The sequence below is a fragment of the Chitinophagales bacterium genome, from assembly GCA_017303415.1.
Lineage (GTDB): Bacteria > Bacteroidota > Bacteroidia > Chitinophagales > Chitinophagaceae > SpSt-398.
Genome location: JAFLBJ010000001.1, coordinates 2,054,259 through 2,067,469 on the forward strand (window position 1 = coordinate 2,054,259; position 13,211 = coordinate 2,067,469).

Here is a 13,211-nt window from a genome sequence, read left to right on the forward strand (position 1 = left end):
TATGCTATATTACATAGCAGCTATTTCTTATTTTCACACCTTATTTTACCCATGCCAAAACCGTTTCCCATACCCGATTGGGTTCGCCACACAAATGTTTATGAGGTCAACCTTCGACAATATAGTCAGGAAGGAACCATACAGGCTTTTATGCCGGCCTTGCCCCGTTTGCGTGCCATGGGTGTTGAAACCCTTTGGTTCATGCCGATTACCCCAATAGCGCGGCAGCATATGAAGGGCACGATGGGAAGTTATTATGCCTGTGCTTCTTACAAAGGTGTGGATCCTGAATTCGGAACCGAGGCCGACTTTCGGGAACTGGTGAAAACAGCCCATGAAATGGGGTTTAAAGTGATAATCGACTGGGTGGCCAATCATACCGGCTGGGGCCATGAATGGACCATTCAACATCCCGACTGGTATGAAAAAGATCCTGCTACCGGTGATTTCAAACGTGCTTCCGGGATGGACGATATCATTGAGCTTGATTTCTACAACGCGGATATGCGGGCTGCCATGATCGAAGCCATGCAATGGTGGGTGATGGAATTTGATATTGATGGTTTTCGTTGCGATCTGGCTGCCTGGGTGGAATATTTCTTTTGGCAGGAAGCACGCCCGGCGCTTGAAAAAATTAAACCACTTTTTTGGCTGGGTGAATTTGATGAACTGGAAAACCCGGAATACATGGGGGTTTTTGATGCCTGTTATTCCTGGAAATGGATGCACCGGACCCGCGAATTTTATCAGCATCGGTATCCGCTTTTTGAATTAGAATCATTACTGGAGCGGTACCAGCAGGTTAACCGGGGAAGCTCTATGCAGATATGGTTTACAAGTAATCATGACGAGAACAGTTGGAATGGTACCGAGTTTGAGAAGTATGGCGATATGGCAAGGGGATTGGCTGTTTTCAGCGCTACCTGGAGTGGAATTCCACTTGTGTATACCGGACAGGAGGCGCCCAACCACAAGCGGTTGGCCTTCTTTGATAAAGATCCCGTGGAATGGACAGGTCAGTATTACCTTGAAAAATTCTACAAAGATTTATTGCAGCTTCATAGCCAGCACCCTGCCTTACGCGCAGGCGACCCCGATACACTTCCCATTCGCCTGCATACCAGTGCAGATGATAAGCTCTATGCTTTTCTGAGAAAAAAAGGTGAAAGCGAAGTGCTGGTCATCCTCCATTTTTCGGATGAATATGAATTGTCTTTTTCCATACCCGATACCCGTCTGGAAGGAACCTTTACCGAATTGTTTTCCAGTCAGTCAAAAAACTGGAGCGAAGAAAGAGAAGGGAGGATTATGGGGTGGGGGTATTATGTCTATTTGAAATAGGAAAGAAGGAATAAGAAATAAAAAATAAGGAATGAGAAAGAGTGCTCTCTACTTTCTCATTCCTTATTTTTTATTTCTTATTCCTTATTTCTCAGTCTTCATTCAACTTCACCGGAAAAGTATACACCCCATCATATCCGGGATAGACACCTTTTACCTGGAACACACTATTGAAACTGTTCAGCAATTTTACCAATTCTTCCAGGCTTTTCACCGGGCGGTCATTGATGCTGGTGATCACAAATCCATCTTCCACGCGGGCTTTGTTTAAGGGACCGCCTTCATAGACCTTGGTTACTTCCACACCACCATCGATACCCATTTTCTCTGCTTTGCGGGCGTCGAGTGTTGCGAGTTGTCCACCAATTTTATCATTGATATTAGCGGTATTCACCACATCAAAGTTTCCTGCTTTGGCTTTCAGCACCACATTGGCGGTAAATTCCTTTCCACCGCGTTTATAGGTTACTGCGACTTTATCACCCGGACGGTAATTGGCTACCTGGGCACTCATTTCAGAGCCACTGGTAACAGGCTGATTGTTGATCCGCGTAATGACATCTCCTTTTTTGATACCGGCACTAACGGCAGCACCATCGGGGGAAACGGCAGATACATATACTCCATCCCCATCACGAAAACCAAGTTCTTTTTGCTGCTCTTCTGATAATTCTCCGGAAGGGTAGCTGATACCGATATATCCTCTTTGGACATCGCCAAATTCTATGATATCGTTTACGATCTTTTTGACCAGTTTTACGGGAATTGCAAAAGAGTAACCGGCATAGGTTCCACTAGGAGCCAGGATGGCCGAGTTGATACCAATAAGTTGCCCGGTGGTGTTTACAAGGGCACCACCACTGTTCCCCTGGTTAACTGCCGCATCTGTTTGTATAAATGATTCAACCGGACTATTACTTTGCCGGCTATTGATGCCAATGGCTCGTCCCTTAGCACTTACAATACCAGCGGTAACTGTTGTCTCCAAAGTAAGCGGATAACCAACAGCCAGTACCCACTGCCCCAGTTTGACATCGTCAGAATTGCCATAGATCAGGTAAGGAAGACCAGTGGCATCGATCTTAAGTACAGCCAGGTCACTGCTTGGGTCGCGTCCGATCAAGCGGGCCTTATAGGATTTTTTATTATGCAGGGTTACATTGATCTCCCCGGCAACACCGCCTTTTTGATCATCGATCACGTGATTATTGGTAACAATATACCCGTCATCACTGATCAGCACCCCACTTCCCGAAGCCCTTTGTTCCGGGATAACCTGAGGACCCATGTCAAAGAACTGGTCGAACCAATCATCAAACATACCTCCCCGGCGACGGGGAATATCATTGCTCACTTTCTGCGCCGGGATCTTGGTTTTAATGTGCACCACGGCCTGAACCGATGCATTGGCTGCCTGGGTAAAGTCAATAGGGGCTGCAGCATCACCTGATTTACCGTCAAAGAAGCCGGCATAATTGGCAGGTAATTTTGCATCTGCACCAGAGATGGTTACCGAATTCTTCTGTCCCCATTTCGAATAACCCCACACACTGCCCAGGGCTGTACCACTACTGATTACTACGATCAGAAGTATCTGTTTCCATTTCATGTTCTATACTGATTTTTGGTTTTCTATTCAAAGTTTGTGCCTACAAAATAACAAAGACATTGATACAGTTGATCTGTCAGGTTTTCAGTTTAACAAATCATTTACTAAGAGCTTCGTAGATGCGTGCTGGTTTTGAGAGGTTGGATGTTGGATGTTGGATGTCAGATGACGGGGAACAGTTGACCGAGGAAAAAACTGTGTACTCCGGACCTAGGACTTCCAACATCCAACATCCAACATCTGACCTCAAACATCCAACCTCCCCAAACCGCCCCTCCTTAGATACCTCCCAAAAACGCCATTGTATCTATGCCATCTGCAAAATCCCGGATTCCCGGACATTGCGCCTGCCCAAAGGGGGTAAATCCATGGCCAACGAGACATTGAAGGTCGGGGTTTGACAGGACCTGGGCTGTCATTTTTTCCTTATTTGAGTAATATTCATAGTTCAGTTGGCTGATCGGGGAGAACAGGGACGGGTTTTCGGCCAGGAGAAGGCTGCCACTTGACATGTATTTATTCCCATTCAGGATATGAAGGGCCAGGTTGTAATCATAATTATTCTTGTACTTATGGTGTTCTCCCTGGTAGCCATATTTTTTGAAAGCCTCCAGCAGGGGAATGAAATCATATCCTTCCGGGACCAGGATCTTGGTGATATTTCGGCATCCCAGACCAAAATACAGGTGTACATCGTCTGCCAGTGCGTCCAGTTCCTCGCTGGTCTCGGTGCCATCGAGCAAGCCAACGGAGGTCCGGTTTTTCCGGATGATATTTGGGTATTTGCCAAAATAATAGGCAAAATAGCGGGAGGAATTATTGCTTCCGGTGGCGATATAGGCATCGCAATGTTTGAGCATCTCCTGGAATTGGATGCGGTCAGCTATTTCCGGAACCCAGGAAACCAGTGTCTCCACCAGGTGTTCGAGCAGTACTTTATCCCGTGAAGAGGGCTTTATGAGCGCGATATGGCCCGACAGGAAGACGCAAAGCAGATCATGGAATCCTACCAGCGGTATATTCCCGGCCATAACGATCCCCACTTTACGGGGCGTGTGGTGCTCTTGCAGGTAGGGATAATCGCTTGCCAATGCTTCCAGGGTTTCCCTTTGAAGGTAACCGTCAACGATAGACCGAACGGCCTTGTCAATGAATTCAGGGGTAAACCAGCCATTCTCCACCGAGGCCCGGGAACGGGCTTCGACCCAGGCGGGGTCATTTCCGGCCATATATTCCCCCAATCGGACCATCAGATTTATACGATGTTCTAAATTCATTTTTATTTTTATAACGGTGCTTTATATTTGTAGGACTTTCAAAATTCGCTATTCCGTAAATTAAAATCAAAAGATATGGCAATCAAGATCACCGAAGAATGTATCAACTGCGGTGCCTGCGAACCAGAATGCCCCAATAACGCCATTTATGAAGGTGGTGTGGAATGGGCCATTGCTGACGGGACCACAGTCAAAGGCTCTTTTACCCTCATGGATGGAACTGTTATCGAAGCTGACCAAAAGAATGCGCCGGTTGCCACGGATACCTATTATATCGTTCCCAATAAATGCACCGAGTGCCAGGGTTTTCATGAAGAGCCCCAGTGTGCCGCTGTTTGCCCGGTAGATTGCTGTGTTCCAGACGAAATGTACCGCGAAACCGTGGATGAACTGCTGGCCAAAAAAGATAAAATGCACATCTGATTGTGGAAAAAAAGAGGGGCGAAAACTGGTTTTCCCTTTCTTTTTGACTTATCTTAGGATCAATATAAAACAGTCCAGTACTGTTCCATTCTGGCGGGTGATATTTCCCGCCGTAAAAAGGTGAAGGAAGTAGATGGCCTTCACCTTTCTTATTTCCTGAATGTTAAAATTGGGTAAAAGCGGAAGGGCATCAAATAAGTTTTAAGGATAAGCCGTTTGAATTCTTCCAAATACACCGGAATTTTCGAATATTTGCCCCACAAACACCTATACCTTTCATGACTAAAAAGATCGCCCTGCTGACGGGAGGTTATTCCGGCGAGGCTGTGATATCCTATAAAAGTGCGAAAACCATCGATGCCCATCTCGACCGGTCAAAATATGAGGTTTATCTGATCGATGTGCGGAAGGATGGCTGGTTCTATCAGGATTCCACAGCTATTGATAAGAACGACTTTTCATTGTCCCTGTCAACTGGCAAAGTAAAATTTGACGCGGTCTTTATTTGTATTCATGGAACACCCGGCGAAGACGGAAAGTTGCAAGGGTATTTTGATACCCTGGGTATTCCATATACTTCCTGTGATGCTGCCACTTCTGCTATCACCTTCAACAAACGATATACAGTTGCTGTTGCCTCCATGGCCGGTATAGGGGTGGCTCGTTCCGTACATTTGTTTCGGCACTCACATGCAAATTCGGCGTCCTTTCGGGATACACTTCAATATCCGGTATTTGTAAAACCCAATAACGGAGGATCCAGTATCGGAATGAGCAAGGTTTTTAAGGCAGGTGAGTTGGATGAAGCGATCGAAAAGGCTTTTGCCGAGGATAGCCAGGTACTGGTAGAAGAAATGATCCAGGGCCGGGAGTTTACCGTAGGCGTGTATCGGTCCAAGGGTAAGATACATGTACTTCCAATCACCGAAGTCAGGGCCGATCATGACAAGGCATTCTTTGATTTTGAAGCCAAATACCAGGGGAAATCAACAGAAACCACTCCGGCGGAGATTGCCGATACAGTAGCAGAAAAGATCCGCGATGCGGCTCGTACCATTTATGCCGTATTCAATTGCCGGGGTGTGATACGTATCGACTTTATTTATCAGGAGCAGGAGGGAAGACCTTATATGCTGGAAGTAAATACCATCCCTGGACAAAGTGACGCCAGTATCGTACCTCAGCAGGTACGGGCTGCCGGGATGAACCTGACCGATTTTTATTCCGCCATAACCGATGAAGCACTGAATGCTTCCTGAACCATAACCTAAAAATGCCAAACGTGTTTTCTTTTATAACAAAACGTCCACTCTGGGTCAACATTCTCGCTGCCTTTATTCTGGTGGTCGTGATCTTGTTCCTGTTTGTGATATCGCTTAATTTTATCACTAAGCATGACCGGTCCAAAAATGTTCCGGATGTCACCGGGAAAACACTGGATGAAGCAAAAAAATTATTGGCTGCCGGAGGATTTGGACTGGAGATCGTTGATTCTATTTATATCGATACCATTCCTCCACTTTCAGTGATTCGGCAAGTGCCTGAAGGGGATGCGGTAGTCAAGATCGACCGGACGGTTTATCTCACGATCAACCGCGCCGTTCCTCCGGTGATCGAAATGCCCAACCTGATCGGATTTAGCTATCGGAGTGCGGAAATGCAGTTAAAAAATATGGGCCTGCGGGTGGGTGATACCACCACTAAACCAGACTTTGCCAAGAACTCGGTGCTGGAACAATTGGTCAATGGTCAGGCTATAGCGGCCGGTACAAAAATTCAGATGGGAACAACGATCGACCTGGTTCTGGGAGACGGAGTGGGAGATACGCAATACCCTGTTCCTCATTTGCTTGGCCTGACCTTTGCCCAGGCCAAAGCAGATCTCGGAAGCAGGGGCATCAGCATCTTCGTGGCGCAGGCCCAAGGCGTAACAGATACCCTTAATGCCTTTATTTTTGATCAGAACCCCAAACGGTTCGACGAGGAAGGAAAAATGCAACGGATACGGCCAGGTCAAATGGTCGATGTCTGGTTGATGGTGGAGAAACCGGTGATCGATACGAACCGTGTGCAGTCCCCAATAAATTAATTGACATGGAAAATATAACGGTTGAAGAGTTGAAATCCCGCATGGATGCGGGTGAAAAGTTGAACATCATCGATGTTCGCGAACCCAATGAATATGCTGAATTTAATATCGGCGCAAAATTGATTCCCCTTGGACAGATACAATCCTTCCAGGTAGATGATATTGAATCACTCAAAAATGAAGAGGTCATCATCCACTGTCGCAGTGGCAAACGAAGCCTCACTGCCTGTCTTCTGCTGGAAACCATGGGCTTTACCAATACCAAAAATCTTGTAGGCGGAATGCTGGAGTGGCAGGAGAAAATAAAACCCTGATCTAAAGAAAGCAGGATTATAAGAAGTGAAGTTTCCCGCGGCGTTTCTGTACAGGCACCGCGGGAAACTGATTTATAGGGCTATTATTTTATAGCCAGGTTTATTGCCAGAACAAAGTTCCTGCCTGCCATGGGGAAATAATAATTCTCCGTCGTCAATTCCCCGCCATACTGATAACTGAAGGTATACCCGTTGGGTTCATATTTTGAATCCAGCAGGTTGTTTACCTGGGCAATGATCCGGGTATCGGCAAAATGCTTTTTGAAGGGTGTCCAGATCAAACGCAGGTCTTGCACCGCAAAAGCATCAAGGCTCCTGTTTACGTTTTGCGTGTTATCCAGGTATTGCCGGCTCACATATTTGCTGATCCAATCCAACTCCAGCCTTTTGATGGGAATAAAACCTACTGTGGCGCTGGCCACAACCGAGGGGGAGAAGGCAATATCAGGTCTATCGTAGGTAAAACTCAATTGCCCACCGTTGTCATAATCATCCACATATTCAGTAAAATCGATCACCTTGTTTCGACTCAGGGCAAGATTGCCGGCAAAATACAAGAGGGAATTGATTTTTACCGATCCATTCAATTCAATACCCATTCGATAGCTTTTGGGGATATTGGTCCGGGTATAAGCCCCCACATCATTAATTTTCCCGGTAAGCACCAATTGGTCTTTATAGTGCATGTAATACAAGGTGGCATCCCATTGAAATTTCGCTGCCTTTTTTCCAATATTAAATTCGATATCATTTAGTTTTTCGGGCTTAGGTTGCTGGGCTGCTCCCGCTTCAAAGTCATCCCGGTTGGGTTCTTTTTGTCCCAGGCTATAGGATAAATAGGAAGACCATCCCGCCTTATTGGAATAGCTCAATCCCACTTTTGGATTGAAGAAATGGTAGTAGTTATCTATGTTCACTCCAGGGTTGTTCCGAAACCCGTTGATATTATAGCGGAGTCCGCGGTATTGGAGGTCAATAAAACCAAACCAGTCTTTGGAAAAATTGACCTGCTCCTTTACATACAGGTTGAGATCGGTTTTAAGGGCCGGATGTTCATACCATCGGGTATCCTTTCCCAATCCATTCTGCGCCCAGATCACTGTGCCAATGTGTTTTCCTTCATACCTGTTCCATCCGCCACCGATGGTCAGTTGCGAGATTCCTTTCCGGTGAAAAAGGGAAAAGGTTTGCCCATAAAAATCATTGTCCAGCCAAAGCTGTCGAACAAGGTCCGTACTAAAAATAGTATCGTTGCCATAGACGGGCGGGACAAGCCCATAATCGGCATAGTATTCACCGGCTTTGTATTGTTCATAATATCCTTTGCCTTTTACATAAAAAAAAGCGGTATTGAATTTCCAGGCATTGTTCAGGTCATGTTGAAAAAAGAGCTGGAAATGATCCTGGTTATAATTGTCGGTTTCATTGTCATAAGGTGTGCCCGGTCGTTCAGTACCGGCATAATTGGCCGTTCGATTATTGATCAGATCACTGGCAGGGATACCATACCAGGCCTGATAGGTTTTTTCTTTTCCGGCAAAATGGGTGAAGCGAATACTTGATCGCTTGTTGATCCAGGCAGTAGAGAAATAATAGGATTCGAGTCTGCTTTCCGCGCGGTCTATGAATCCATCACTGGTGATACGTGAAAGACGGAAGTCTGTGGTAAAATGGCCTCCCACCAGCCCAGTACCTACTTTGAGTGTATTTTTCCATGTATTAAAGGAGCCAACACTATTGTTCAGTTCCAGGTAAGGGGCCAGGGTAGTTTCATGGGAACTGATATTAATAGTGGCCCCAAAGGAGCCGGGCCCATTCGAGGAGGTACCCACACCCCGCTGAACCTGGATGCTGCTCACCGATGAACTAAAATCGGGCAGGTTGACAAAAAAGGCACCCTGACTTTCGGCATCATTAAAAGGGATGCCGTTAAGGGTTACATTGATCCGGCTGGCATCGGTACCCCGGATCCGTATACCGGTATAACCTACGCCGTTTCCGGCATCTGAATTAACCACGGTTCCAGGAACCTGATTGAGCAAAAAAGGCAGATCAGCGCCCAAATTGTTCCGGCTGATCGTTTCCCTGGAGAGATTGGTCTTTGTAAAAGGGGCATTTTCCCCGGCCCGGGTGGATCTTACTTCCACGGGTTCGAGGAGACGGACACTGTCAGTTGGCGCCGGTTTTTCCTGTCCAAACAGGGCCATTCCGGCTAGAATGGGGATGGTCAAAATGGCAATCCTCTTCATTTTTTTAAAATTTTAGGTTTAAAAATGAGAGGGAATGCTGTAAACAGGGGAGAATACAAGGGTTTGTCTCCTTTCCTGCGCAGGCATTACCCTGATCAGGTTCTACGGGTTTGATCTCAGATCCCTGCCAGCAGGCAGGGAACACCCCGGGAATCGCTGAAAAACAAGCAAAACTACGAAAGTTTGGGTGGTTTGTAACTTTTTTCCTTCCCCTTCGTACTACCTTAAAATAACAAACCAAACGACCATGAAAAAGAGTCTACTCATTGCTTGCCTATCCCTCTTTGTCTTGGGGGTCGGCGCCCAAAAAACCGCAGTTGTAAACGACCCCAATGCTGAGGTACGGCAGGTCGCCGGTTTTCATAGTATCAAGGTATCCAGTTCATTTGATGTGTATCTGACCCAGGCCAGTGAAGATGCAGTGGCGGTAAGTGCCTCCAAACAAGAGTACAAGAATAATATCGTCGTTCAGGTGAAAGACGGTATCCTGTATGTGGATTATGACCATCCCAAAAAATGGAAAGGTTGGAATTCAAGTAAAATGGATCTGAAAGTATATATCTCCTTCAAATCGATAAAAAAATTGGGAGCCAGCGGTGCCTGTAATGTACACGTACTGACCACCCTGAAAGCCGATGAATTTAGCCTTGATTTTTCAGGTGCCACAGATATGAAAAATGCCGATATCCAGGTCAATAAACTCAATGTAGAATTAAGCGGTGCTTCCGATATTCAAATCAAAGGGAAGGCCACTGACCTTAAAATTAATTGCAGTGGGGCCAGCGAATTCAAAAGCATCGATTTCCAAACTGATTATTGCGATATTGAAGCCAGTGGAGCCAGCAGCATCCAGATCACTGTAAACAAAGAAATCTCGGCCAAGGTTAGCGGAGCTTCTGATATCAAGTATAAAGGAGAGGGAACCGTTCGCAATATCAAGACCAGCGGGGCAAGTTCGATCTCGAGAAAATCCTGAGAAAATAAGAAATAAGGAAGAAAAAATAAAGAACGTCAAATAACAGATAAGGAATGAGAAAGGGTTGGAAACGAATTGTTTCCGACCCTTTTTCATTCCTTATTTTTTCTTCCTTATTTCTTATTTCATTTGGCTGTTTTCCCTCAACTTCCTATCTTTGCGCCCACATCGCGAAGTAGAGCAGCGGTAGCTCGTCGGGCTCATAACCCGAAGGTCGGGAGTTCGATCCTCCCCTTCGCAACAAAAGGGGACCTTTAAGTCCCCGTTTTTATTCTTGCCGGCGCAATGAATCTGACTACCTCCTTTTTTTGACAGAGCCCATTGTTACCGGTTTGTCAAAAAAAATGAAAGCCGGTTTTGTCAATATCTTCGGTAAGCCCAATGCGGGCAAGAGCACGCTTCTCAACGCTTTAGTGGGGGAAAAACTCGCCATTGTATCTCATAAGGTGCAAACAACCCGTCATCGGATCAAGGGTATTGTAACCGGAGAAGGGTATCAGGTGATCTTTTCCGATACCCCTGGTATCATTGAACCGAAATACCGCCTCCATGAAAAAATGATGTCGGCGGTAAAAAGTTCTTTGGAAGATGCCGATCTCGCCCTCCTGATGGTGGAAGCCCGGGAAAACCCGGATGAGGTTGACAGCATTTTTCAAGCTCTTCACCTGAAGGTACCGGCCTATCTGATCATCAATAAGATCGATGCGGTAAAACCGGATAGGGTAAAGGGGTTGACTGATTTTTTCTCCGCAAAGAAATACGTTCAACGAAGTTTTCCTGTATCGGCCCTGAAAGGAGCCGGGGTAAAGGAATTAATGGCGGCCATAGTAGAAGCGGTACCCGAGGGCGCTCCCTTTTTTCCGGAAGATGATATCTCGGATTTGAATACCCGCTTTTTTGCGGGGGAACTGGTAAGGGAAAAGATCTATGAGCTGTATGAAGAAGAGATTCCCTATCATTCAACGGTAGTGGTCACGGAGTTCAAAGAAAAGGAAAGCCTGATCAAGATCACGGCTGAAATTATCGTTCAGCGGGAAACACAAAAGATCATCCTGATTGGAAAAGGAGGATCCATGATCAAAAAATTAGGGACCGAGGCGCGAAAATCAATGGAAGAATTTTTGGGACAGAAAGTGTTCCTGGAATTGTTTGTAAAAGTCAGGCCAAAGTGGAGAGATAACGAAACGTATTTGCGGGAATACGGGTATTAGCTAATAGCTACCCAATTGCTAAAAGCTAATAGCATTCACATTTTAAATTCAATTAATCGATAAAGCATGGGATACACAGTCGCCATTGTCGGGCGCCCCAACGTGGGGAAAAGCACTTTCTTCAACCGTTTGTTGGAGCAAAGAAAGGCCATCGTGGATGATGTCAGTGGGGTTACCCGTGACCGTCAGTATGGGGTTGCCGATTGGAATGGCAAAAACTTCAATGTGGTGGACACCGGAGGTTTTGTACCGGATAGTGAAGATGTTTTTGAAAGAGAGATTCGCAAGCAGGTGGTCATAGCCGTGGAAGAAGCCAATGCCATTGTATTTATGGTGGATGTGGCTACAGGGATCACCGATCTGGATGGTGCCATGGCCAAAGTGCTGCGTAAGAGCAATAAGCCGGTTTATCTCGTGGTGAACAAAGTGGATAACGGGGACAGGATGCTCCTGGCCAATGAATTTTATAGCCTGGGTTTTGCCAATACCTTTTTCCTGTCATCGATCAGTGGTAGTGGTACGGGTGAATTGCTGGATGCAATCGCCGAAGGCATACCCGAAGCCGCCTCTGAGGAAGTTAAGCGTGAACAGGAGTTACCAAAGTTTGCCATCATTGGGCAACCCAATGTGGGAAAATCTTCCCTGCTAAATGCCCTGATCGGGGAGGAACGTACCATCGTCAGTGATGTGGCCGGAACCACAAGGGATACCATCCACACACATTACAATATGTATCAAAAGGAATTCATCCTGATCGATACAGCGGGTATTCGCAGAAAATCAAAGGTTCACGAAGACCTTGAATTTTATTCTGTCATTCGCGCCATCAAAGCTGTAGACGAGGCTGATGTATGCATGTTATTGCTGGATGCTGAAAAAGGGATTACCGCACAGGATCTGAGCATTTTCAGCCTGGCCGTAAAGAAAGGGAAAGGGGTGCTGATCCTGGTGAATAAATGGGACCTGATGGAAAAATCCACCAACACAGCCCGTGATTATGAGAAACAATTGAAGCAAAGACTGGCGCCCTTTACAGACGTACCGGTTCTTTTCATCTCTGCTTTAGAAAAAACCAGGATATTCAAGGCTATCGAGATGGCATTGGATGTATATGAGAACAGAAGCCGTAAAGTTCCTACTTCCAAGCTAAATGATATCATGCTTAAAGCGGTGGAATCTTATCATCCACCCATGGTACGGGGACACCTCATCAAAATAAAATACATTACCCAGTTACCTACACCGGTACCATCATTTGCTTTCTTTACCAATTTTCCGGACGATATTAAAAAGCCTTATATGAACTACCTGGAGAACCAATTAAGGCAAAATTTCAAATTCAGTGGGGTGCCCGTTCGTATCTTCTTCCGGAAAAAGTAGTTTAACTTTGAACCATTCAATATTAAAACCGATTATATGAAAAGAATCCTTCTTGTTTCCCTCTTCGCCCTTTCTCTGGCAGCTTGTAATAACACAGAGAATACCAAAACAGAGAACAAGGCTGATACCACTAACGCTACACCATCAGAAGCAGATGTAGCAAAAGACCTGCAGGAAATGGCCGACAGTGATGCGCACCAGGCAGATACCCTGCTCAAACTTCTTCCCGTTCCAAAACGGTGATTTCACCAAATTTTTGATAGATTTTTCACCTCCCAAATTCGGGAGGTTTTTTTATGCCGATACTTATCAGTAGTAGTTTTGCCTATTGTTTTCAACCTC

Annotated in this window: 12 protein-coding genes, 1 tRNA gene and 1 riboswitch; of the genes, 10 read left to right on the plus strand and 3 right to left on the minus strand. The window is 45.8% G+C overall.

The features are described from left to right. Positions 1-51: 51 nt before the first annotated feature. Positions 52-1,341 (plus strand): 1,4-alpha-glucan branching protein, encoded by a 1,290-nt coding sequence (locus J0M30_08900; protein ID MBN8667609.1) that lies wholly within the window; start codon positions 52-54, stop codon positions 1,339-1,341. 91 nt (positions 1,342-1,432) lie between these two features. Here the strand turns inward: J0M30_08900 and J0M30_08905 are convergent, their stop codons facing one another. Together J0M30_08905 and J0M30_08910 are read right to left on the minus strand one after the other, a co-directional pair. Further along, positions 1,433-2,950 carry a trypsin-like peptidase domain-containing protein gene (locus J0M30_08905; protein ID MBN8667610.1) on the minus strand — a complete coding sequence of 506 codons (1,518 nt, stop codon included), beginning with the start codon at positions 2,948-2,950 and terminating at the stop codon, positions 1,433-1,435. A gap of 278 nt (positions 2,951-3,228) precedes the next feature. Then, positions 3,229-4,227 (minus strand): acyl-CoA reductase, encoded by a 999-nt coding sequence (locus J0M30_08910; protein ID MBN8667611.1) that lies wholly within the window; start codon positions 4,225-4,227, stop codon positions 3,229-3,231. Between the two features lie 75 nt (positions 4,228-4,302). Here J0M30_08910 and J0M30_08915 point away from each other — a divergent pair, with 75 nt between their 5' ends. The 4 genes from J0M30_08915 to J0M30_08930 all read left to right on the plus strand — a co-directional run bounded on the left by J0M30_08915 (position 4,303) and on the right by J0M30_08930 (position 7,053). Next, entirely contained in the window at positions 4,303-4,650 is a 348-nt protein-coding gene (locus J0M30_08915; protein ID MBN8667612.1) for a 4Fe-4S dicluster domain-containing protein, read from the plus strand. A 278-nt stretch (positions 4,651-4,928) separates the two neighbouring features. Further along, positions 4,929-5,909, plus strand: a complete 981-nt coding sequence (locus tag J0M30_08920) for a D-alanine--D-alanine ligase (protein ID MBN8667613.1) — start codon at positions 4,929-4,931, stop codon at positions 5,907-5,909. Positions 5,910-5,944: 35 nt separating this feature from the next. Then, positions 5,945-6,739, plus strand: coding sequence for a PASTA domain-containing protein (locus tag J0M30_08925; GenBank protein MBN8667614.1), 795 nt, complete (start codon positions 5,945-5,947; stop codon positions 6,737-6,739). 5 nt (positions 6,740-6,744) lie between these two features. After that, entirely contained in the window at positions 6,745-7,053 is a 309-nt protein-coding gene (locus J0M30_08930; protein ID MBN8667615.1) for a rhodanese-like domain-containing protein, read from the plus strand. An 83-nt stretch (positions 7,054-7,136) separates the two neighbouring features. Here the strand turns inward: J0M30_08930 and J0M30_08935 are convergent, their stop codons facing one another. Further along, positions 7,137-9,302: a TonB-dependent receptor plug domain-containing protein gene (locus J0M30_08935; GenBank protein MBN8667616.1), complete on the minus strand. Its 2,166-nt coding sequence runs from the start codon at positions 9,300-9,302 to the stop codon at positions 7,137-7,139. 54 nt (positions 9,303-9,356) lie between these two features. Beyond that, positions 9,357-9,461, minus strand: a riboswitch (TPP riboswitch). Between the two features lie 88 nt (positions 9,462-9,549). Between J0M30_08935 and J0M30_08940 the strand changes: the two genes are divergently transcribed. From J0M30_08940 to J0M30_08960, 5 genes are all read left to right on the plus strand, one after another. Then, a complete protein-coding gene (locus tag J0M30_08940) occupies positions 9,550-10,278 on the plus strand; it encodes a DUF2807 domain-containing protein (GenBank protein MBN8667617.1) in 729 nt (242 codons plus the stop codon). A 169-nt stretch (positions 10,279-10,447) separates the two neighbouring features. After that, positions 10,448-10,519: transfer RNA gene (locus J0M30_08945), tRNA-Met, on the plus strand. Between the two features lie 103 nt (positions 10,520-10,622). Next, positions 10,623-11,489, plus strand: a complete 867-nt coding sequence (gene era / locus J0M30_08950; protein ID MBN8667618.1) for a GTPase Era — start codon at positions 10,623-10,625, stop codon at positions 11,487-11,489. Positions 11,490-11,555: 66 nt separating this feature from the next. Further along, on the plus strand, positions 11,556-12,869 hold the full coding sequence (gene der / locus J0M30_08955) for a ribosome biogenesis GTPase Der (protein MBN8667619.1): 1,314 nt from the start codon (positions 11,556-11,558) through the stop codon (positions 12,867-12,869). A gap of 36 nt (positions 12,870-12,905) precedes the next feature. Next, positions 12,906-13,112, plus strand: coding sequence for a hypothetical protein (locus tag J0M30_08960; protein MBN8667620.1), 207 nt, complete (start codon positions 12,906-12,908; stop codon positions 13,110-13,112). Positions 13,113-13,211: the final 99 nt, after the last annotated feature.

What these genes read in the sequence shown, in the direction of transcription:
- J0M30_08900 (MBN8667609.1), top strand. Translation starts at nt 52, where the DNA reads ATGCCAAAACCGTTTCCCATACCCGATTGGGTTCGCCACACAAATGTT.
- J0M30_08905 (MBN8667610.1), bottom strand. Translation starts at nt 2,950, where the DNA reads ATGAAATGGAAACAGATACTTCTGATCGTAGTAATCAGTAGTGGTACA.
- J0M30_08910 (MBN8667611.1), bottom strand. Translation starts at nt 4,227, where the DNA reads ATGAATTTAGAACATCGTATAAATCTGATGGTCCGATTGGGGGAATAT.
- J0M30_08915 (MBN8667612.1), top strand. Translation starts at nt 4,303, where the DNA reads ATGGCAATCAAGATCACCGAAGAATGTATCAACTGCGGTGCCTGCGAA.
- J0M30_08920 (MBN8667613.1), top strand. Translation starts at nt 4,929, where the DNA reads ATGACTAAAAAGATCGCCCTGCTGACGGGAGGTTATTCCGGCGAGGCT.
- J0M30_08930 (MBN8667615.1), top strand. Translation starts at nt 6,745, where the DNA reads ATGGAAAATATAACGGTTGAAGAGTTGAAATCCCGCATGGATGCGGGT.
- J0M30_08935 (MBN8667616.1), bottom strand. Translation starts at nt 9,302, where the DNA reads ATGAAGAGGATTGCCATTTTGACCATCCCCATTCTAGCCGGAATGGCC.
- J0M30_08940 (MBN8667617.1), top strand. Translation starts at nt 9,550, where the DNA reads ATGAAAAAGAGTCTACTCATTGCTTGCCTATCCCTCTTTGTCTTGGGG.
- era (MBN8667618.1), top strand. Translation starts at nt 10,623, where the DNA reads ATGAAAGCCGGTTTTGTCAATATCTTCGGTAAGCCCAATGCGGGCAAG.
- der (MBN8667619.1), top strand. Translation starts at nt 11,556, where the DNA reads ATGGGATACACAGTCGCCATTGTCGGGCGCCCCAACGTGGGGAAAAGC.
- J0M30_08960 (MBN8667620.1), top strand. Translation starts at nt 12,906, where the DNA reads ATGAAAAGAATCCTTCTTGTTTCCCTCTTCGCCCTTTCTCTGGCAGCT.